Origin of the sequence: Ulvibacterium sp., assembly GCF_965248315.1 — a bacterium.
In the GTDB taxonomy this organism is placed as follows: domain Bacteria; phylum Bacteroidota; class Bacteroidia; order Flavobacteriales; family Flavobacteriaceae; genus Ulvibacterium.
On sequence record NZ_CBDFIX010000002.1, the window covers coordinates 904,187 to 924,706 of the forward strand.

General features: G+C 42.5%; 18 protein-coding genes. 10 read left to right on the forward strand and 8 right to left on the reverse strand.

Translation table 11 applies throughout. From position 1 onward, the window contains the following. Genes ACP2AF_RS05360 through ACP2AF_RS05370 form a run of 3 tightly spaced genes read left to right on the forward strand, consistent with a single transcriptional unit; the run spans position 1 to position 2,872 of the window. The gene (locus ACP2AF_RS05360) at positions 1-798 is read left to right on the forward strand and encodes a DUF4292 domain-containing protein (RefSeq protein WP_425235209.1); all 798 of its coding nucleotides are present in this window, start codon (positions 1-3) and stop codon (positions 796-798) included. A gap of 43 nt (positions 799-841) precedes the next feature. Beyond that, entirely contained in the window at positions 842-2,017 is a 1,176-nt protein-coding gene (locus tag ACP2AF_RS05365) for a murein hydrolase activator EnvC family protein (RefSeq protein WP_425235210.1), read from the forward strand. An 18-nt stretch (positions 2,018-2,035) separates the two neighbouring features. After that, complete coding sequence (locus ACP2AF_RS05370) at positions 2,036-2,872, forward strand: aldo/keto reductase (protein ID WP_425235211.1); 837 nt, start codon at positions 2,036-2,038, stop codon at positions 2,870-2,872. Positions 2,873-2,895: 23 nt separating this feature from the next. Here the strand turns inward: ACP2AF_RS05370 and ACP2AF_RS05375 are convergent, their stop codons facing one another. Then, entirely contained in the window at positions 2,896-3,408 is a 513-nt protein-coding gene (locus ACP2AF_RS05375) for an acyl-CoA thioesterase (RefSeq protein WP_425235212.1), read from the reverse strand. 77 nt (positions 3,409-3,485) lie between these two features. Continuing rightward, the gene (locus ACP2AF_RS05380) at positions 3,486-4,439 is read right to left on the reverse strand and encodes an SPOR domain-containing protein (protein WP_425235213.1); all 954 of its coding nucleotides are present in this window, start codon (positions 4,437-4,439) and stop codon (positions 3,486-3,488) included. Between the two features lie 105 nt (positions 4,440-4,544). Here ACP2AF_RS05380 and dprA point away from each other — a divergent pair, with 105 nt between their 5' ends. Beyond that, on the forward strand, positions 4,545-5,648 hold the full coding sequence (dprA, locus tag ACP2AF_RS05385; protein ID WP_425235214.1) for a DNA-processing protein DprA: 1,104 nt from the start codon (positions 4,545-4,547) through the stop codon (positions 5,646-5,648). Between the two features lie 168 nt (positions 5,649-5,816). Here the strand turns inward: dprA and ACP2AF_RS05390 are convergent, their stop codons facing one another. Together ACP2AF_RS05390 and trpS are read right to left on the reverse strand one after the other, a co-directional pair. Further along, positions 5,817-8,366, reverse strand: coding sequence for a TonB-dependent receptor (locus ACP2AF_RS05390; RefSeq protein WP_425235215.1), 2,550 nt, complete (start codon positions 8,364-8,366; stop codon positions 5,817-5,819). 34 nt (positions 8,367-8,400) lie between these two features. Beyond that, a complete protein-coding gene (trpS, locus tag ACP2AF_RS05395) occupies positions 8,401-9,369 on the reverse strand; it encodes a tryptophan--tRNA ligase (protein WP_425235216.1) in 969 nt (322 codons plus the stop codon). Positions 9,370-9,442: 73 nt separating this feature from the next. Here trpS and ACP2AF_RS05400 point away from each other — a divergent pair, with 73 nt between their 5' ends. Next, entirely contained in the window at positions 9,443-10,177 is a 735-nt protein-coding gene (locus ACP2AF_RS05400) for a lysophospholipid acyltransferase family protein (RefSeq protein WP_425235217.1), read from the forward strand. 72 nt (positions 10,178-10,249) lie between these two features. On the opposite strand, the gene ACP2AF_RS05405 is transcribed toward ACP2AF_RS05400, so the two are convergent. The 4 genes from ACP2AF_RS05405 to recA form a co-directional block, all read right to left on the reverse strand. Further along, positions 10,250-11,836 (reverse strand): hypothetical protein, encoded by a 1,587-nt coding sequence (locus ACP2AF_RS05405; RefSeq protein WP_425235218.1) that lies wholly within the window; start codon positions 11,834-11,836, stop codon positions 10,250-10,252. A gap of 59 nt (positions 11,837-11,895) precedes the next feature. Then, positions 11,896-12,465: an RNA polymerase sigma factor gene (locus ACP2AF_RS05410; protein WP_425235219.1), complete on the reverse strand. Its 570-nt coding sequence runs from the start codon at positions 12,463-12,465 to the stop codon at positions 11,896-11,898. A 27-nt stretch (positions 12,466-12,492) separates the two neighbouring features. Next, positions 12,493-12,906, reverse strand: coding sequence for a hypothetical protein (locus tag ACP2AF_RS05415; protein ID WP_425235220.1), 414 nt, complete (start codon positions 12,904-12,906; stop codon positions 12,493-12,495). Between the two features lie 164 nt (positions 12,907-13,070). Continuing rightward, a complete protein-coding gene (gene recA / locus ACP2AF_RS05420) occupies positions 13,071-14,075 on the reverse strand; it encodes a recombinase RecA (protein WP_120709903.1) in 1,005 nt (334 codons plus the stop codon). Between the two features lie 393 nt (positions 14,076-14,468). Between recA and ACP2AF_RS05425 the strand changes: the two genes are divergently transcribed. The 5 genes from ACP2AF_RS05425 (at position 14,469) to ACP2AF_RS05445 (ending at position 20,506) form a co-directional block, all read left to right on the forward strand. Continuing rightward, positions 14,469-15,500 (forward strand): rhodanese-related sulfurtransferase, encoded by a 1,032-nt coding sequence (locus ACP2AF_RS05425; protein WP_425235221.1) that lies wholly within the window; start codon positions 14,469-14,471, stop codon positions 15,498-15,500. Between the two features lie 219 nt (positions 15,501-15,719). Next, complete coding sequence (locus ACP2AF_RS05430) at positions 15,720-16,877, forward strand: PSP1 domain-containing protein (RefSeq protein ID WP_425235222.1); 1,158 nt, start codon at positions 15,720-15,722, stop codon at positions 16,875-16,877. Beyond that, positions 16,870-17,355 (forward strand): gliding motility lipoprotein GldH, encoded by a 486-nt coding sequence (locus tag ACP2AF_RS05435; protein ID WP_425235223.1) that lies wholly within the window; start codon positions 16,870-16,872, stop codon positions 17,353-17,355. Before ACP2AF_RS05430 ends, ACP2AF_RS05435 begins: the two co-directional genes overlap by 8 nt. A 3-nt stretch (positions 17,356-17,358) precedes the next feature. Continuing rightward, complete coding sequence (locus ACP2AF_RS05440; protein WP_425235224.1) at positions 17,359-19,704, forward strand: penicillin-binding protein 1A; 2,346 nt, start codon at positions 17,359-17,361, stop codon at positions 19,702-19,704. A gap of 100 nt (positions 19,705-19,804) precedes the next feature. Next, positions 19,805-20,506, forward strand: a complete 702-nt coding sequence (locus tag ACP2AF_RS05445) for a CoA transferase subunit A (protein ID WP_425235225.1) — start codon at positions 19,805-19,807, stop codon at positions 20,504-20,506. The last annotated feature ends 14 nt before the right edge of the window (positions 20,507-20,520 follow it).

The following is a 20,520-nucleotide window of genomic DNA, read 5'->3' on the forward strand; positions in this document are numbered from 1 at the left end:
ATGAATTTGCAATTGATGAGGTCACGGACAGGAGTAGGCTTTATGGTGATTTTGTGTTTAGTACTTTCCTGCAAATCTGCCAAAGTGGTTGGAGATGGCTCCATAGACGAGAAGTTATCGGCGAAGAATGTAATCCGTAAGCATTATCAAAACCAAACAAACTTCAATACGCTAAGTGGAAAGGCCAAAATAGACTATTCGGACGGAGAATCTACTCAAAGTGTCAATGTAAGCCTTCGAATACAAAAGGACAAGGCCATATGGATGAGTGCTCCCCTAGGCTTGGTAAAGGCTTATATTACGCCCACTAGGGTTTCTTTTTATAACAAATTACAGAATGAGTATTTTGACGGGGATTTTTCATATCTAAGTGAGCTTCTGGGAACCGAGTTGAATTTTGACAACGTTCAGAACCTATTATTGGGCCATGCACTTTTTGATTTACGTAGGGAAAAATATGACGTTTCCATTGCTCGAGCAAACTATCAGCTTAAGCCGAAGCAGGCTTTACCGGTCTTCAAAACATTATTTCAAGTAGAACCCACAAATTTTAAGATAGCCACGCAACAATTGTCCCAACCTTCAAAAAGACGGCTATTGGAAATAGACTACAAGGACTATCAAAAGGTAAGCGCTTGGATTTTACCTAAAAGGTTGACGGTCGCCGCCGTTGATAGTGCCCAGACAAGTAGTATTGACATTGAATACCGAAATATGGAATTCAATAAACAGCTAAACTTCCCTTACAAAATACCAAAAGGTTTTACAGAAATAGTTTTGAACAAGAATGATATATAGCGGGCTATATAGGATTTGTTTAGTATTGTTTTCGCTTCTCTGCATGGTGCCGACAAATGCCCAGACCAATGAACAAAAGGTATTGGAGGCAAAGCGGGAAAGACTTCAAAATGAGATACGGGAAATAAATCGCCTATTGTTCGCCGAGAAGAAGCAGAGAGGAACGGTTTTGGACCAAATGGAAGCTCTGGACAAAAAAATCAATGTGCGCCAACAGTTGATCCAGGTGACCAATCAGCAATCTAATTTGTTGAATCGAAAAATCAACGCCAATATCCGGAATATTGCCAAACTTAAAGACAATCTGCAAACCTTAAAACAGGAATACGGTACCATGATCCGGAAGTCTTATCAAAATAGGGCCCAACGGAACCGATTGATGTTCCTGTTTTCCGCGGAGAATTTCTTTCAGGCGTTTAAGCGGTTGCAATATATGAAACAATATACCGATTATCGTAGGGAACAGGGAGAAATGATACTCGAAAAAACGGATGAACTAACCCGTTTGAATAAAGATCTTACCGAGGAACGAAAAGTGAAGGAGGTGCTCTTGGCACAAAATAGAAAGGCCAAGAATCAATTAATGCGTGAGATAAAGGCCCAAAAGGAACTATTGGGATCAATTCGAAAGAATGAAAGTAAATATGCTGCCGCTATTGAAAGTAAGCAGCGAGAGGCCCGTAAAATAGATAAACAGATTGAAAAACTGATACGGAGCGCGATTGCCGCATCCAACAAAAGGGCTGGCAAAACCGGTACGGGCATCAACAAATTTGTCTTAACCCCGGAAGCCACAATTGTGGCCAATAATTTTTCCGCCAACAAGGGGAAACTTATTTGGCCTGTAGAAAAGGGAATAAAGAGCCAAGGGTTTGGGATTTATAAGGATGCCGTATATCCGGGGATAAAACATCAGAGCAATGGAGTAATCATAACTACGGAACAAGGTGCTAAGGCCAGGGCGATTTTTGAGGGTGAGGTCATTGCCATTCTTTCCGTTCCCGGAGGGAATAAAGGGGTTCAAATAAAACATGGGAATTTTATTAGTACCTATTACAACCTCTCCGATCTTTTTGTTAGGAAAGGGGACAGAGTTGCTGCAAAAACGGAACTGGGCACGGTTTATACCAATCGGTCAAATGGACAGACCCGTCTCAAATTTTATTTGTATAAGGATACTTCAAAACTAAATCCCGAAGACTGGGTATATAGATTATAAAAACTAAAATTATATAGGATGAGCACTATTACCGATATACAAGGAACTTTTGAACTACATAATGGGGTACATATGCCCTATTTCGGATTGGGGACATATCAGTCGGATAACGACCAAGAGGCTGTCGATGCAGTGCGATGGGCATTGGATGCCGGTTATCGTCATGTGGATACTGCGGCGGTCTATAAGAACGAAGAAGGTGTAGGCCAAGGTATCCAGGAGAGTTCGGTGGCCAGGGAAGAGGTTTTCGTGGTCAGTAAGGTCTGGAATTCCGACCAGGGTTATGAAAGTACGTTAAGGGCTTTTGAGGATAGTCTAAAGCGATTGAAACTTGAATATCTGGATCTTTATTTGGTACATTGGCCGGTTGCCGGAAACTATAAAGATACTTGGCGTGCTATGGAAAAATTGTATGCCGAAGGGCGGATAAAGGCCATAGGGGTAAGTAATTTTCTGCAACATCATTTGGAAGATTTATTGCAGACCGCCGAAGTTGTACCTATGGTCAATCAAATGGAATTCCATCCCTATTTAGTGCAACAGGGCTTAGTTGATTTCTGTACGTCAAAAGGGATACAATACGAAGCATGGTCTCCATTTATGCAAGGAAAGCTGTTTCGGTTGGACATTTGCAAAGAATTGGAACAGAAATACAATAAATCTGCGGCCCAGATTATACTAAGGTGGGATTTGCAGAAAGGAGTAGTTACCATTCCCAAATCGGCCAAAAAGGAGCGCATCCTTGCCAATGCCGCAATTTTCGATTTTGAACTTACGGCAGATGAAATTGCGTATTTGGATAGTTTTGACCGTGGGGAACGTATAGGTCCAGATCCGGATAATTTCGACTTTTAAGATTTTTTAATAAGGCCCAGCGTCTATTCCATGAACAATGCCCTCAACTCGGTGGCGTCCTTGGGCTTCATTTTGCCGGCCAATACCAAACTAAGTTGCTTGCGCCTCAATGCGGCATCAAAACGTTCCTTTTCCAATGCACTTTCCGGTTCAAGTGGGGGTACTTCGGTAGATTTTCCGGTTTCGTCTACGGCAACAAAGGTATAAATGGCCTCATTGGCCTTGCTGCGCTTTCCGTTATAGCGGTCTTCCATCCAAACATCAATGTAGACCTCCATGGAAGTCGTAAAGGCCCTGGACACCGCCGCCTCAACGGTAAGGACACTACCTACGGGAACGGATTGGTTAAAAGCTACGTGATTTACAGAAGCCGTAACGGTGATTCGTCTGCTGTGACGACGGGCGGCGATACTGGCGGCCCTGTCCATTCGAGCCAACAATTCGCCTCCAAAAAGATTATTCAACGGATTGGTCTCACTGGGGAGTACCATATCGGTCATTATGGTTCGGGAATCAGAGGGTTTTTTGGACTGCATCTGCAAAAATTTAAGGCTATGCGCCTAATTATGTAGCAAAGATACATTCAATTTAAAGGGGAATAAAGGACTGGAGCTTATTTTACGGACTTTAACCAAGCATCACTGGAATGGGTTCGCCTCACCTGCTTTAAAGCTTCCAAAGCCTCCTTGGGGTCATTATGGCTGCTATAGGCCACCATATGTAATCCAAATGTATTGGCCCCTAAATAAGAAGCCCTAAACCCAAGTTGGTTTAATTGCTGGATTTTTTTATCTGCATTGGCCCTAAATCGAAAGGCACCAGCAATGACATGATGTGTACCTTTTTCAAGGCCTTTTTTAGTAATAACATCCAAGGTAAACGTGGGCAGTTCCATAGGCCTATTGCTAAAAAAAGTAGCTTCTTGAATACGTTTGGAGATTTGTTCCTGTGCTTCCTGTCTTGCCAACTGTTCTCGGTTCTGCACTTCCTGATACGAACGAAAACCTGTCAATCCGGTGGCAAGTGCCAACAAGAATACCGCTGCATATTTAAGATAAGGCCTAAAGGAATTTTCCTTTCGTTTTTCAGGTGTGAAAGCAAAGGGTACTTTTTGCTCCAAAACAACAACACGCTCTTTTAGGTTTTCCCGAAGTACGGGCGAAGAAGGCAATGATGAAAAGCCAAAGGAAGATGTGAGGTAATTGACCTGTTCGTAAGGTTGAAATTGAACCTTGCCACTTTCGTTCAACCATAATTCCCCAATATGGGGCAATTCCAGTTTTTCATTACTTCGTAAGCGGGTTTTCCATTCTTCCGAAACACGGTCGACTTTTTGCGACATCGCTTCATAGGAAGTCTTTTCAACCTTGGAAATATAGGAAACCAAAAGCCCATCATTGGAAGTGAGTTGCTCATTAAAGGAAAGCATTTTTGTAGGTGGGCTAAATGTATGGGTAGTGGTATCGAGAACAGAGGATTTGGTTTGGGCCAAAAAAGCCCCAAAGCCTGGTATCACCACGCAATTATATCTATAAAGCAACTCGGTTATATAGTGTTCCAATGCCATATGGGACAAATATTAAAAAAAAACATAGCCATATAAAGCACCTGCATAACTTTTTATTAACATTGTATTTCAGGCGTTTTGTGGATAACTAAAAGGGTTTTGTAAATGATTAATAGCGAATTGATTGCGGTACTCCGTCTCCAGAACGCCCCATATATTGGAGATGTCACGGCCAAAAAACTTATAGCGCATTGCGGGAGCCCCGAAGCTGTTTTTGATGATAAGCTACATCACCTGAAAAAAATTGACGGCATTGGTACGGCCAAGCTCAAGGGACTGTTCGATTCGGAACATTTGGAAGCCGCCCAGGCAGAATACCAATTTATTCTGGAAAACGATATTACATGTTCCTATTTCATGGATTCCGATTATCCCTCTTATCTAAAGCACTGTATAGATAGCCCTATTTTACTTTTTATGCGTGGGAATCTGGATTTGGAGGCAAGAAAAATTATCAGTGTTGTAGGCACACGGAACGTAACAAGTTACGGCATGGCCTTTTGTGAAGCTTTTATCGAAGACATTGCTCCACTAAATCCTATTATTGTAAGCGGGTTTGCCTACGGTGTGGACATTTGTATTCAAAAAGCGGCCATGAAGCATGGATTACAGACCATAGGTTGCCTGGCACATGGCTTAAATCAAATTTACCCCAAAGTACATTCCAGATACATGACCGATGTTGAAAAGAACGGGGGATTTCTCAGCGAATTTTGGAGCACCCAAAATCCAGACCGTGAAAACTTTTTAAAACGTAATCGGATTATTGCCGGAATGAGCGAGGCAACTGTAGTTGTAGAATCTGCAGAGAGAGGAGGTAGTTTGGTCACTGCGAATATGGCACATGGTTATAACCGTGATGTTTTTGCGGTACCGGGTCGTGCTGGGGACAAGTTTAGCTCGGGATGTAACAATTTGATCAAACAACAAAAAGCGCATATGCTTACCTCAGCTGCGGATTTGATCTATCTACTGGATTGGGAACTGGAAAAAGAAGAGACCAAAACGGTACAAAAGCAACTTTTTATAGAATTGGACGAAACGGAAAAATCCATTTACACCTATTTGCAGAAAGAAGGCAAACAACTATTGGATAGCATTGCCCTGGAATGCAGCTTGCCTGTTTTTAAGGCATCCTCCACCTTATTGAATATGGAAATGAAAGGTATAATACGCCCACTTCCCGGAAAACTGTTCGAAGCCATTTAAGATTTTACCGACCAATAGGTCTGTATAGCTAGAAGAGAAACGGAGGAGCCAAAAGTTTTGGCACTTTATCGATGAAATACAGTTTAACGACCTAGTAGGTAAATCGGAAAAACAAAAGATTAATCCATTGAACTGACCCTAGGGTCGGTTTGCGAAAATTTGATTTATTTACATTTTGGAGTCTTCACTATTTACCGTAAAGCGGGATAGTCCCTCAACCGGTCTTCCGTCTTGGGTCATTCCCTCTACCTTTATAACATATTCCCCAGTATTGTCACCTGTATAGAACGAAAAGGAAGGAGAGCCTTTTTCCGTTACTTGAAGAGCGGGTTCCCAATGCAAGGTAGTGCGGTAATCTGGTTTTTCATGTTCCTCTTTGGGTACTGCATAATTGGGGGAATAGAATTCCCTGGCCTTATAAACCCCGGAAACGTTAAAGCTGGCCACCCCTGGAAGGCGTTTGGGTTTGGGCGGTGGAATGAGCAAAGAACCTTTTGTGTAGATGGCCACGACCCCGGTACCACCACGTGCACCATAAATGGCCGCTGCACCTCCCTTAAGGACATCCAGGAAGACCACTTGGCTAGCCATCATAAATCTGACAAATTCCCAAGTAGCCGGAGCGCCATCCACAACATAAAGGGGCTGAGGTGCTCCAAAGGTGCCTGTAACCCTTAGAATGGCTACCTGGTCGGGATATGTTCCAAAGACCTGAGCGCCAGGTACCCGGCGCAGCATATCCATCATACTGGCTCCTTGGACCCCTGGAAGGGAATCCGTAAACAACCGCATGGTAGGCTCTTTGTATATCGCATACTCAGTTGCCTTTTCCTGTATTAGCTGTGCCCTGGTCTTTTCTTCTCCAATTACGGTAACCTCCTCTAGCCGGGTTATCTTGGGATTATTTATAAAATCGGCTTCCTTCTTTTTCCGAGCTGTTTCTAGATAGTCTTGTATGTTTTGGGTAACATTTAAGGCACCCTTTTGTACAGTAGGATGTTTAAAAGGTACCGAAAAAATAGTGGAGTCTGTATAAATGGCCACTTTTGGCTTTCCCTTTTTCCCTAGGGCAAAAGCATTAAGAACCCCTTGAATACTATCTTGAAAGATAAACGGACCAAAACTGAATTCTCCATGGGAGTTGGTCGGACTTTGTTCTTGATAGGCACCCGCATCCAGGATGGTAAACTTCACCTGGGACTTCAACGATTTTTTGCTATTGTAGAATGCCGTAGTCCTGCCTCGTATTACGATTCCTTTTTCCGGGGCGTGTGCCAATACTTTGGTCGTTAAGGTATCTTGAAAATCCTTCCATACGAACCTACGCCAGCCGTGGGTAAGCATTAAAAGGTCTAAAAGTTGTTTTCTGGAAGATGATTCGTCCATAAAAAAATAGTCGGGATCCGCAACGGTAACGCCAAGATCCGAATCCAATAACAACCAGCTTTTAAAATTTGTTCCCCAGTTACGGTGGGGAATGTTATCACCACTGACCACGCTTACCGAAAGCTCACCTTGGAGGGGTCCCCCCGTCTTGTCCTTTAACGCTATCATAGTGGATACTGGTTCACGAGTGCCATAATCTATGAATTCCGTGCTTATGGTGAGTTCCAGGTTTTCGGGAGAATCCAGGAATACCAGACGTTCGCAGAGCGGCTCCCCGTCCTCGGCGAATAAGGTGAACTGTGCCACACCATCTCTGAGCCCTTCAGTGGACAGTTTAAAAACGGCGTTGCCCTTAGCGTTAGACCGGTCAATATGGTGCTTGTAGATAATCTCGCCCCTTAGATGGCCCAATAGGAACAGACCCTGAAGCCCACTTTCGTGATTGGAAGTGACGTTTATAAGAATATGGCCTCCCTTGTTTTTAAGGTTGAGCACATAACCCTTCGGCAGGGGCTTTGGTAGGGGAAAAGACACACTGATTTCCCCATTATCTATCCGGGCGAAATAAGTTTTGCCGGCCTCCGGAGTAAAGTTCACACTTCCCAGCCCAAAATTAAAAGTTCTGAAGAAAGCCACAGGATTGTGGTTTTCATCCAAAATTTTGCCCTGCGATGCAAGACCGTTACCGTCCCCATCGGTGACCTTTAGGCCCATAACGTTTTCCAGTCCTTCGACCAAATATCCTCCCTCGGGGAAAAATTCGATTTGCGGTCGGATTATTTTTGATCGTGATAAATCGCCTGTGTCTTCTTCAACAGTTGGCTGTTCCGGTGTATTCATGGCCTTTGGCAAGTCCCAAATAGGAATCTGTTTTTGGAAAAAGAGCGGTTCTTTTTCGTTCAACATATACTTGGTATAGGCTCTTAAGGTATAGGTGCCCGGGCTTAGACTATCACCGATTTTGATGTCACCAGCAGCTCCCAAATCCTCTATGTAGAGTTTCCTTTGGGCAATTAGACTATCTTTTTCGCTCCAAAGTTCCACATAAGCAATTTTGCTCTTGGCGCTTTGAATATGGGTTATGCCATCCACCAAATAAGCTTTGAACCAAATAGTCTCACCCCGGCCATAAAACTCCTTGTCGGTTTGAACATAGATTTTTTCCGGTCCTTCCGTGGCCGCATAATTGTGTAATTCTTCCAATATGGTTTGGTGGTAAGGGTTTTCGTTCTGTTGCGAATAGAGATCGGAATCCTGAAGTACGGGGAACAGAAGGGTAACGAAGAAACCAAGCTGTATTTTCTTTGTAAGGGGGAGAATGTTATGAAACATGGTTAAAGCGTTGACGGACGCTTTAAGATACGAATTAATACCCTAATTTCTCACGAACCCTGTACAAAACTTCATCCGCTACTTTTTTGGCCTTTTGCGCACCGAGGTCAAGAGCCTCGTCTACCTCCTCCAGGTGGGCCATATAATAATCGAATTTTTCGCGGGCATCACCGAACTTCCGTAGAACAAGTTCGAATAAGGCCTGTTTGGCATGCCCGTAACCATAATCGCCTGCTAGATAATTGGCGCTCATTTCCTCGATTTGTTCCACGCTGGCCAATATTTTATACAATGCAAATACATTGTCCGTTGATGGGTCCTTGGGTTCTTCGAGCGCCTTGCTATCGGTAACAATACCCATCAATTGTTTGCGTAGTTTTTTATCCGGCTGAAAGATATCAATAAGGTTCCCCTTGCTCTTGCTCATCTTTTCCCCGTCCGTGCCGGGAATATACATGGTCTCTTCCTGGACCTTGGCTTCCGGTAATACAAAGGTTTCGCCCAGTTGGGCATGAAAGCGTGAAGCAACGTCTCGGGTCATTTCCAGATGTTGCAATTGGTCCTTCCCCACAGGAACAATGTTGGCATCATATAACAAGATATCAGCTGCCATCAGCATGGGATAGGAAAAGAGTCCGGCATTTACATCCTCCAATCGACCTGCCTTGTCCTTAAAGGAATGGGCCAAGGTCAATCTTTGATAAGGAAAAAAGCAACTGAGGTACCATGCCAGCTCGGTCACTTGGGGCACATCACTTTGCCGATAAAAAACCGTTTTTTCCAAATCAAGCCCAAAGGCCATCCAAGCTGAGGCAGTGGCATAGGTATTATTGCGCAATTGGGTCCCATCCTTTATCTGGGTAAGCGAGTGCATGTCCGCAATAAAGAGAAAGGATTCGTTCTTGGGATAGGAGGCCATCTCTATAGCTGGAATTATCGCTCCAAGAATATTTCCCAAGTGTGGGGTTCCAGTACTTTGTATACCCGTTAAAATTCGCGCCATAAGCTTAGTTCAAAGAAAAGCAAAGGTAAAAGAAATCAGAAAAAACAAGGCCAAAATAACTACTTTTGGCCGTATGCTTACGTTACTTAAAAAAATAGGCCAGACGCTGTACCGTATTTGGTTCTACATTTTGGTGGCTATACCCATTTTTATCTTTTTTCCATTCCTTTTAGTTTTTACTTTTTCAGAGAGAAGCTATCCCCAATTTTTTTGGATGGCCCGAAATCTATGGGCTACCCCTATTCTTTATGGTATGGGCTGCCCTCCCCAAATTATCCGCGAACAACAAATGGAAAAAGGTAGAAGTCATATGCTTGTGGCCAATCATACCAGTATGTTGGACATTATGCTTATGCTTCAGGTAAGCAAAAGTCCCTTTGTTTTTGTAGGTAAAAAGGAATTGGTTAAAATTCCGCTATTCGGTTTTTTTTATAGGCGGGTCTGCATCATGGTAGATCGCGAGGATACACGAAGTAGAACAGGTGTTTATAGAAGGGCACAACGGCGTTTGAATCAGGGGCTTAGTATTTGCATCTTTCCCGAAGGAGGTGTCCCCGAGGAGCACATTATTTTGGATGAATTTAAGGATGGGGCGTTCAAAATGGCCATTGCCCATAATATTCCTGTTGTGCCCATGACCTTTTTTGATGGTAAAAAACGGTTCCCCTTTACCTTTTTTAGCGGAGGCCCAGGTGCGCTACGGGTAAAAGTACATCCCTTTTTTGAGACGCAATCCTTGACCGAGGAAGATAAAGGGAAATTAAGGGAACAAGTTCGAGGCCTAATCTTAAAGGATTTGCAAAAATGAAAACGCCTCGACAAAGTTGTCGAGGCGAATTAGTAGTCGTTGAGGGAACAACGACTTACCTAACCAACATTATTAGAATTTAAAACTCAATCCACTATATACACCTACCGAAAACGGTTGGAAATCCCCAGCAGTTTCTGAGAAGGTATTCAGTTGATATTTAAAAATAGGTTCCAGGTTAAATTGTAACTTAGGCGTAAATCTATAATTAAGGCCAAAACCTACATTGGTGCTAAAGTTTACATTATTGACATTGTTGGCCTCGCCCACTTCTGTTGTAAGCCCCTCTGAGGTAAGGGTAACCGCATTATCTACTAGGAACAAGGAGCTTACCCCGCCGATTAAATTTATACCAAATTTCCTGTCCAGAAGGGCGTAGTTAAGTTCTACGGGCACTTCAAGATATCCGAACTGTTGGGCCATTATTCCGTTTCTTGCCGGATTCTGGGCCGCTATATCCAAAAGTGCGGCTTCTGGATCGGCCACGGCATTGGAAATACCGTTAGCCTTACTTTGTACCACTAAGGTTTTTGAAGTCAAGGTATAATCTATATTATCAATTTGCCCTTCAGCGGAAGCCTGAAGGGAGGAGGAAAATTCTACATCGTTGGTGTCGTAACCATAATCTACCCTATGAAGCCCCGAACGAATGCTTAACCTATCACTGATTTCATAGGCCACCGTAAGACCATAGCTTAAATTAATATCCCCGGACTTTGAATTGGGAACAAAAATGGAGTGTACGGGAGACCCCTCACCGATAGCATTATAATAAACGGGAGCAATGCTGGGTCCTGCGGACCATTTACTACTTTTTACCTCTGCTATGGCCTCATTTTCTTGTTGCTCTTCAATTTCATCGAAAATTGATTTTCCATCATTGTCCTGCTCAGCTTCCTTCGTTACCTCTTCTCCTGTTTTTGCAATACCTTCCTCAGATGTATACTTTAGATTGTCTTTGGGCGACACTTTGGCAGGATTGGTTTCAGAATCAGGGATGGATTCCATTTCTTCTCTTTTTTTGCTATCCAAATCAGTATTGGAAATAACAACGGCTTCATTCTCATTTTTGGAAACAAGATTAGGATTATTCTTAAGTTGGAAATTATCTGAATCCGCTTGATTTTGTCGCTTATCTTTTTGGAAATCTGTAATTTGAACGGCTTCGCCTTGTTGATTTTTTTCCGAGATGATACCATTTGTTCCTTTATTGAATTTGTCTAAACGGGAATCCACCGCATTTTCCTGGGTATCTGCAACGGCCGTATTTATGTCCTCTGTTCGATCGATTGTATCTATGCTTTCTTCGTCGTTATCCATATCAACGTCCGCAACCTCGGTTTCAATGGAACCCTGTGGAGTGGTGGAATCAGTTTCCTTTTCTCCTTTGGTTTGCTCCACATCTTGAACATCGGTATTTTCAATATCCGTGATTATAATATCCTGTTCAGGGGAATCCTCCAAAGGATTAATAACATAAATAAGTAGGGCCAATACGGCGGCCACTCCACCCAATTTCCACCAAAGGGGAATCACTTTATGGGATTTTTTCTTTTTGTCCAATGAGGCTTCAATGGATTCCCAGACTTTCTCATCCGGTTTTTCCTTGAAATCCTTGAATTTTCTTTGGAACAATGTGTCTAAGTTCTTTTTGTCCATTTTACAATGACTTAAGCAATGTTCATGTTTTCTTTTTCCGAACCTGGTTTATAGTTTCTTTATAGGGTGCCCACTACTGCAATAATCAAAATGCCGATTATTGACCGGGTTGTTTCGGTTTCAATTTTTTCTTTTAAAATGGTCCTTGCTCGGGCAAGGTTTGATTTTGATGTTCCGGGGGACGTTCCCAATAGTTTACTGATTTCTTTATGGGAATAGCCGTCCAGCACATATAAATTAAAGGTTAGTCTGTATTTATTAGGTAACTCTTGGATGTATTTTAATAGCGTCTGTAAGCCGATGTCCGCATAACCATCGGATTCAAATTCTACTTCTTGGCCAATATTTTCGGTAACCACTTTGAGGTGTTCCTCCTTACGATACTTTTGCAATACGGTATTCACGGTTATACGTTTTATCCACCCTTCAAAGGAACCCTTGGAGCGGTATTGACCAATTTTGTCAAAAATGGTAATAAAACTGTCATGAAGACTATCTTCTGCTTCAGTTCTATTACGGGAATATTTAAGGCATATACCGAACAGTATATCGGAATACTTCCTATATAGTTGTTCTTGTGCCCTTCTGTTACCCTTTTTACAATTGGCTATGAGTTCTTCCAGACTCAAAATGTTGGTTAGATTTTGTTGCTTTAATTAGTTGACAGGTACTTCCACTTCAAAATACTCATCCGTGCCATTTTCATTTCCTTGCCAGAACCTAAAGGTGTACGGTTCATCGAACAGTACAACAAATAAAAATGTGGCCTCTTCCTCTTCTACGGCCGTGGTACAGGTCTGGTCCGTCCTTACCGAACCAACCGCTACCACATTGCGTACTGTGACATCTTCTTTGCCAAGGTCAAAACCTTCAAAAAAAGTACAACCATCCGGTCTTACATAGGTCACCTTTACTTCATAAGTCTCGTTGAGATTAAATGATTCAGGAAGTTCCGCACTCGTAATCTGTAAGGCCGTAAAATGAAAGTTTGGCCCATCATCCCCCAAATTGCAAGAACTAAGGCCAAGCACCACCAAAAGGGAATAAAAAATTATACGATAACTTTTCATTGGCAATTGGGTTTTCTTCTTAAGATGTAAAGAAAAGACAAAGGTTGCGTAAATATACGTTATGATGTACTAAAATTGCGTTTAATCCAACGCCTTAGCATCAATGCGCTTAAGACATTAAGGAAAAATCCCTATGCGTTTTTGCAAAAAAGAGAAGTTGTATACTATTTTAAGGCGTTTATCGCTTCCCGTATTTTACCTTCCAATTCCTCAAAAAGTTCGGGATTATCCATGAGCAGTGATTTTACGGCATCTCGTCCCTGACCCAGTTTGGTATCACCATAACTGAACCACGAACCGCTCTTTTTTACGATTTCGTATTCGACACCTAAATCTATGATTTCCCCAACCTTGGAAATTCCCTCGCCATACATAATATCAAACTCTGCGGTCTTAAAGGGAGGGGCCACCTTGTTCTTGACTACTTTTACCCGTGTTTTGTTACCTTGTACAGAACCGTCGGTATCCTTGATCTGGGTAGATCTACGAATATCAAGTCGAACGGAAGCATAAAACTTCAATGCGTTGCCTCCCGTGGTAGTCTCCGGATTGCCAAACATAACTCCGATTTTTTCCCGTAATTGGTTGATGAAAATAACCGTACAATGGGTCTTACTTATGGATCCTGTTAATTTCCGCAAGGCCTGAGACATCAGTCTGGCGTGTAGTCCCATTTTGGAATCCCCCATCTCACCTTCAATTTCACTTTTTGGGGTAAGTGCAGCAACAGAATCGACAATTACAATGTCTATGGCGCCGGAACGAATAAGATTATCGGCAATCTCCAAGGCCTGTTCTCCATTATCAGGCTGGGATATGATGAGGTTGTCAATATCTACCCCCAACTTCTGGGCATAGAAGCGGTCAAAGGCATGTTCTGCATCTATAAAAGCCGCAATCCCCCCATTTTTTTGAGCTTCGGCAATGGCATGTAGCGTTAGGGTGGTCTTTCCAGATGATTCGGGGCCATAGATTTCGATAACCCTTCCTCTTGGATAGCCCCCAACGCCCAATGCAATATCAAGACCCAAGGAACCGGAAGGGATTACCTCAACTTCTTCAACCACACTATCGCCCATTTTCATTACGGCACCTTTGCCATATGTTTTGTCCAGTTTATCCAGGGTAAGTTTTAAAGCCTTTAATTTGGCATCTTTTTCGGAGCTCATGCTATCTTTGATTAAGGACGCTAAAATACCATTTCTTTTTGCATATCGCAATGGGGACGCAACCTTTTTGGAAAACCTGCATCTAGTTAAAAATCGCCGGTACTAACTCAATATATAAACCATTGTTTTTAGTGGCAATGGGCAGTGGTGGTCATTTCCTTTTCGCATTTTTTTAAAGAATGCTATGAAAAAGAAAAATGGGATGGCCGATGAAGAGTCTTGAACAGTTCAAGGCTCTTTTTTATTGATGACTATGTATTTTTTTGTTCATAGTCATGGATAATGTCACTACTCTTTCCCTAACGGAGTCTCTTCGAAGCGTCTTTGAGTTTTCCATATTATCTTACCTTTGTACATCAAAATCATTCTTTTAACTTAAACTATTGGTATAGCATGCAACTGTACAATACCTTAAGTGCAAAGGAAAGAGCTGCTCTTATAGAAAAAGCCGGACAGGAACGGCTGACCATCTCTTTTTATTCCTATGCACATATTGGCAATCCGCTTATTTTTCGAAACCACCTGTTCATCCATTGGAACGAGCTGGACGTTCTAGGCAGGATTTATGTGGCCCATGAGGGCATCAATGCCCAGCTATCTGTTCCGGCCGAGAACTTCAATGCATTCAAGGCACATCTGGACAGTATTTCGTTCCTTGAAAATGTACGTCTTAACATTGCCATAGAACAGGACAACAAATCGTTTCTCAAGCTAAAAATTAAAGTCCGTAAAAAAATTGTCGCAGACGGCCTCAACGACCATACTTTTGACGTTACCGATAAGGGCATACACGTGGACGCGGAGCTGTTCAACCAGCTCATTGATGACCCGGATACGCTGTTAGTAGATATGCGCAACCACTATGAGAGCGAAATAGGACATTTTAAAAATGCCATTACCCCGGATGTGGATACTTTCCGAGATTCCCTGGATATTATAGAGAGGGATTTGGCAGACCATAAGGAAGACAAAAAATTGGTTATGTATTGTACGGGGGGCATTCGTTGTGAGAAGGCCAGTGCTTATTATAAACACAAAGGATTTAAGCAAGTGTATCAGTTGGAGGGAGGCATTATAGATTATGCCAGGCAGGTAGAGAAAAAGGGGCTTGAGAATAAATTCCTTGGTAAGAATTTTGTTTTTGACCATCGTAGGGGCGAACGTATTTCGGATGATATTATCGCTCAGTGCCATCAATGTGGTAAACCCTGTGACAGTCATGTAAATTGTGCCAATGAGGCTTGCCATCTTTTGTTCATCCAGTGCGATGAATGCGCCGAGAAAATGGATAATTGTTGTTCGAACACCTGTAAGGAAGTGCATAACCTTCCATACGAAGAACAAAAGAAACTACGCAAGGGAAAGGTAGTAAGTAACAAAATTTTTAAGAAAGGGCGTTCAGAGGTCCTAAAATTCAAAAGATGACGAGTAATTTTGAGATATAGGGGACAATATACCCGAAATTGTAGCTGGCTCAAACTTATTTTTTTGCCTACAGAAGGGATGGGCCTAAATTGAATAACTTTTCATCAAATTAAAAAATCACTACCTTTACATTTAAGTTAAATATGAACCTTTTTTGATCGATAATCCTCCTAATCCCAATGCTATGGGAGCAAGTTCGGTCAAATCAAGATATTAAATATGGGGTGTAGCAGTTGTTCGACCGCTAAGGACGGACAGCCACGTGGGTGTAAGAACAACGGGACTTGCGGCACGGATGGTTGTAATAAATTAACGGTTTTCGATTGGCTTTCCAATATGTCGCTTCCCAATGGTGCAAAGCCGTTCGATTGTGTAGAAGTCCGATTCAAAAATAGTAGAAAGGAATTCTTCAGAAATACGGAGAACCTAACACTTTCCATTGGAGATATTGTTGCCACCCAGGCGCAATCCGGTCATGATATTGGCATGATTACCCTTACAGGTGAGTTGGTAAAGGTTCAGATGAAAAAGAAAAAGGAAGACCATCATTCCCCTGACCTTCCCAAAATATATCGCAAGGCTTCCCAGAAGGACATCGATAAATGGCAGAAATGTAGGTCCAGGGAAGAGGAAATTAAGAAAAGATCTAGGGAAATTGCAATAATATTGGGTCTTCAGATGAAAATCTCCGATGTTGAATTCCAGGGAGATGGCTCAAAAGCTACTTTTTATTATACTGCTGAGGAACGTGTTGATTTTCGTCAACTGATAAAGGATATGGCCAAGGCGTTTGGAATACGTATAGAAATGCGCCAAATAGGATACCGGCAAGAAGCCCAACGACTTGGAGGAATCGGGTCTTGTGGCCGGGAACTATGCTGCTCTACATGGTTGACCGATTTTAGATCAGTAAGCACTTCGTCCGCACGTTACCAACAATTATCCTTAAATCCCCAAAAATTGGCCGGCCAATGTGGCAAGCTCAAATGTTGCCTCAACTATGAATTGGACATGTACTTGGAGGCATTAAAAGATTTCCCATCATCAGATACCAAGCTCCAAACCGAAAAAGGATTGGCTTTCTGCCAAAAAGCGGACATCTTTAAATCTACCTTATGGTTCTCTTACCGGAATGAACCCTCCAATTGGCATGCACTTTCCAAAGATCAGGTCTTGGAAATTATTCAGAAGAATAAAAAAAGGGAAAAAGTAGCCAGCTTGGAAGAATATGTGGCCGATAATTCCGTTCAGGAAGAAATGGCCTTTGAAAATGTTGTAGGGCAGGACAGTCTTACCCGTTTTGATAGGCCAAAGCGAAGAAAGAAAAGGAATCGGAAATCAAGAAAGAACCAGAAAAGACGTTCAAAAAATGTTTAGGAGTTTACTTGCCCTAACAATTATACTACTCTTTATTTCCTGCAATGACGCTTTGATAAAAGCAGAATACAAGGCTACGGACAAAGGTTCCTGGAACAAGGAAAACATCATTGAATTTACGTTTTCCGAAATGGACACCTTGCGTTCCCATAATATGTTTATCAATGTAAGAAATGATGAGACCTTCCCTTACGGCAACCTTTTTTTGATAGCCGAACTCGATTTTCCTTCTGGGCGCACAATTGGGGACACTTTGGAATATGAAATGGCTAGGCCGGATGGGAGTTGGCTGGGAAAAGGTTACGGCAGCGTAAAGGAAAATAAATTATGGTACAAGGAGAACATCGTTTTCCCTTCTTCTGGCGTATATACTTTACGCTTGTCCCATGCTATGCGGAAAAATGGAAAGGTAGAGGGAATCGTAAACTTGCAGGGAATAACGGATGTTGGTTTCCAAATAGAAAAAAGTGACCCATAAGTAATGGCAAAAAAAACGGTAAAGAAAAAGAACGACAAAGGATTTTTTAAGTTTATAAAATGGTTCTGGATACTCTTTGCGACTGGAATTCTTTCGGTGGCATTACTTTTTTTATTGGCTTCTTGGGGAGCTTTTGGTAAATTACCCACTTTTGAGACTCTTGAAAATCCACAAACGAATTTAGCGTCCGAAATTATTTCTTCGGATGGTAGAACTCTGGGTAAATTTTATCTAAACGATAACCGAACGGATGTTTCCTACAATGATTTGCCCAAAAACCTGGTTGATGCTCTAATTGCTAGTGAAGATATTCGTTTTCATGAGCACTCTGGCATAGACTGGTATGGAACATTACGAGCTCTATTCTTTTTAGGAAAAAGGGGTGGTGCCAGTACTATTACACAACAATTGGCCCGGCAACTTTTTGTAGGTGTAAGATCCAGAAGCAAATTCGAGACCATTAAGCAAAAAGCAATGGAGTGGGTCATCGCTACCCAATTGGAAAGAAGTTATACAAAAGAAGAAATAATTAAGATGTACCTCAACATCTATGATTTTGGTAACAATGCCGATGGTATTCGCTCCGCGTCCAGAATATACTTTGGAAAGGAGCCCAAAGATTTAAAGACCGAAGAATCAGCTATGTTGGTGGGGATGTTACAGAATTCATCGCTATACAATCCATTGCGCCGTGAGGAACTCACTTGGAAAAAAAGAAATATTGTATTGTCACAACTGGCCAAGTATGATTACATCAGTGAATCTGAAAAAGATTCGCTTCAAACTTCTGATATAAATCTTAACTATAACCCGGAATCACATCGGGAAGGAATTGCCACATATTTCAGAATGTATCTACAAGGCTTCATGAACCGATGGATAAAGAAAAATCCAAAACCGACCTTGGATGATGAAAGAGATCAATGGAACATTTATTTGGATGGCCTAAAGATTTATACGACCATAGATTCCCGTATGCAACAAAATGCCGAGGATGCCTTGGCGGAACATATGAAAAATCTACAAGCCGAGTTTTTTCATCAGAATACACCCGAAAGGAACCCGACGGCACCCTTTTTAGAGCTTTCCCAAGAGGAAATTGATGGAATCGTGGAAAAAGCCATGAAAAATTCGGCACGATGGAAGAAAATGAAGACAGCGGGATCTTCGGAAAAGGAGATCAGGGAGTCGTTTACCAAACCAGCTGAAATGACGGTCTTTGATTGGAACAGCGATTCCCAAGAAAAAGATACCGTGATGACGCCCTTGGATTCCATACGATACTACAAGACCTTTCTAAGAGCAGCTATGATGTCCATGGAACCCCAAACGGGCCATGTAAAAGCTTGGGTAGGAGGAATCGATTACAAACATTTTCAATATGACAATGTCATCCAAGGGGCTCGGCAGGCCGGATCCACCTTTAAGCCCTTTGTTTACGCAGCTGCCATTGACCAACTTCGATTATCGCCCTGTGATTCGTTACCGGACACCCAATATTGCATTGAGACCTTAAAACATGGGAATATGGAGCCTTGGTGTCCAAAGAATTCCGATGGAAAATACTCGGGACGAATGTATACCTTGAAGCATGCCTTGGCCAATTCCGTCAACACGGTTACGGCGCAATTGATTGATCGGGTCGGTCCCAAATCGGTAGTATCTATTGTCAAGAATTTGGGACTTACCAAGGAAATTCCAGAAGTTCCATCCATTGCCTTGGGAACACCGGATTTTAACGTGTACGAAATGGTAGGGGCGTATGGGACTTTTGTAAATGAAGGGGTGTATGTAAAACCGGTTATGGTTACCCGTATCGAGGATAAAAATGGGACAGTGCTATACGAGTATGTGCCGGAGACCAAGGATGTGCTCAGTAAGGATGTGGCCTATGCCATGGTGGATTTAATGAAAGGGGTTACCGAAGGAGGCTCAGGAACTCGGTTGCGCCATACTTTTGCAACAAACCAAACGGTATATAAAGAGATTGTCACAGGATACCCCTATGAATTTGCCAATCCTATAGCCGGTAAAACCGGGACCACACAAAATCAAAGTGATGGTTGGTTTATGGGGATGGTGCCCAACTTAGTCACTGGCGTGTGGGTGGGTGGTGAAGAACGCTCCATCCATTTTAGAGGCCTCAAGTACGGACAAGGGGCTTCCATGGCCCTCCCTATTTGGGGCCTCTATATGAGAAAAAACTACACCAATAAGGAACTGGGAATATCCGAGGAGGATTTTCTGGAACCCGAAGAATTGTCCATTAATGTGGATTGCACTAAGGTTAAGGAAGAATTGCAAAAGGAAGTCGATTCCGAGGACGACCTGGATGATCTGGACTTCTAAATTAAGGTAGCCGCTCGGTTCAAAAATGGATATTACTTTGGGGTTTTGTGCTTTCCTATTTCCCAAATATCGAGTAACTTCATAACTTAATATTTACAGCATGATACGTAAGACCGTAACTGATGCAAAAGAGGCCTTGGAGGGGGTAGAAAATAGAATGACCTTTATGCTTGGAGGTTTTGGGCTCTGTGGAATTCCAGAGAACGCTATTGCTGAGCTCGTACGTTTGGGGGTCACCGATATTACCTGTATTTCCAACAATGCGGGAGTGGATGATTTCGGTTTGGGACTATTGTTACAAAAGCATCAGATTAAAAAAATGATTTCCTCCTATGTGGGGGAGAACGACGAGTTTGAACGACAAATGTTGAGCGGTGAGTTGGAGGTAGAGCTTACACCACAGGGAACCCTGGCTGAAAAGTGTAGGGCGGCCCAAGCTGGATTTCCGGCGTTCTACACCCCGGCCGGTTATGGAACGGAAGTGGCCCAAGGAAAGGAAACTCGGGAATTCAACGGAAAAATGTACGTGCTGGAAGAAGCTTTTTCTGCAGATTTTGCCTTTGTGAAAGCTTGGAAAGGTGATGAGGCCGGAAACCTTATATTCAAGGGAACGGCACGCAACTTTAATCCCTGTATGTGCGGAGCCGCAAAAATTACGGTAGCTGAGGTAGAGGAATTGCTTCCCGCTGGTAGTTTAGACCCGGATCAGATTCACGTTCCCGGAATATTCGTGCAACGGATATTTCAAGGAGAACATTATGAAAAGCGAATTGAGCAACGAACGGTTCGTGTCAAAAATTGATTAATGGCTCAATT

Excerpts from the sequence above, each read along its gene's own strand:
- ACP2AF_RS05430 (WP_425235222.1), top strand. The coding sequence starts at position 15,720 with ATGGGGTGTAGCAGTTGTTCGACCGCTAAGGACGGACAGCCACGTGGG.
- trpS (WP_425235216.1), bottom strand. The coding sequence starts at position 9,369 with ATGGCGCGAATTTTAACGGGTATACAAAGTACTGGAACCCCACACTTG.
- ACP2AF_RS05360 (WP_425235209.1), top strand. The coding sequence starts at position 1 with ATGAATTTGCAATTGATGAGGTCACGGACAGGAGTAGGCTTTATGGTG.
- dprA (WP_425235214.1), top strand. The coding sequence starts at position 4,545 with ATGATTAATAGCGAATTGATTGCGGTACTCCGTCTCCAGAACGCCCCA.
- ACP2AF_RS05370 (WP_425235211.1), top strand. The coding sequence starts at position 2,036 with ATGAGCACTATTACCGATATACAAGGAACTTTTGAACTACATAATGGG.
- recA (WP_120709903.1), bottom strand. The coding sequence starts at position 14,075 with ATGAGCTCCGAAAAAGATGCCAAATTAAAGGCTTTAAAACTTACCCTG.
- ACP2AF_RS05425 (WP_425235221.1), top strand. The coding sequence starts at position 14,469 with ATGCAACTGTACAATACCTTAAGTGCAAAGGAAAGAGCTGCTCTTATA.
- ACP2AF_RS05390 (WP_425235215.1), bottom strand. The coding sequence starts at position 8,366 with ATGTTTCATAACATTCTCCCCCTTACAAAGAAAATACAGCTTGGTTTC.
- ACP2AF_RS05440 (WP_425235224.1), top strand. The coding sequence starts at position 17,359 with ATGGCAAAAAAAACGGTAAAGAAAAAGAACGACAAAGGATTTTTTAAG.
- ACP2AF_RS05375 (WP_425235212.1), bottom strand. The coding sequence starts at position 3,408 with ATGCAGTCCAAAAAACCCTCTGATTCCCGAACCATAATGACCGATATG.
- ACP2AF_RS05365 (WP_425235210.1), top strand. The coding sequence starts at position 842 with ATGGTGCCGACAAATGCCCAGACCAATGAACAAAAGGTATTGGAGGCA.
- ACP2AF_RS05405 (WP_425235218.1), bottom strand. The coding sequence starts at position 11,836 with ATGGACAAAAAGAACTTAGACACATTGTTCCAAAGAAAATTCAAGGAT.
- ACP2AF_RS05445 (WP_425235225.1), top strand. The coding sequence starts at position 19,805 with ATGATACGTAAGACCGTAACTGATGCAAAAGAGGCCTTGGAGGGGGTA.
- ACP2AF_RS05380 (WP_425235213.1), bottom strand. The coding sequence starts at position 4,439 with ATGGCATTGGAACACTATATAACCGAGTTGCTTTATAGATATAATTGC.
- ACP2AF_RS05435 (WP_425235223.1), top strand. The coding sequence starts at position 16,870 with ATGTTTAGGAGTTTACTTGCCCTAACAATTATACTACTCTTTATTTCC.
- ACP2AF_RS05400 (WP_425235217.1), top strand. The coding sequence starts at position 9,443 with ATGCTTACGTTACTTAAAAAAATAGGCCAGACGCTGTACCGTATTTGG.
- ACP2AF_RS05415 (WP_425235220.1), bottom strand. The coding sequence starts at position 12,906 with ATGAAAAGTTATCGTATAATTTTTTATTCCCTTTTGGTGGTGCTTGGC.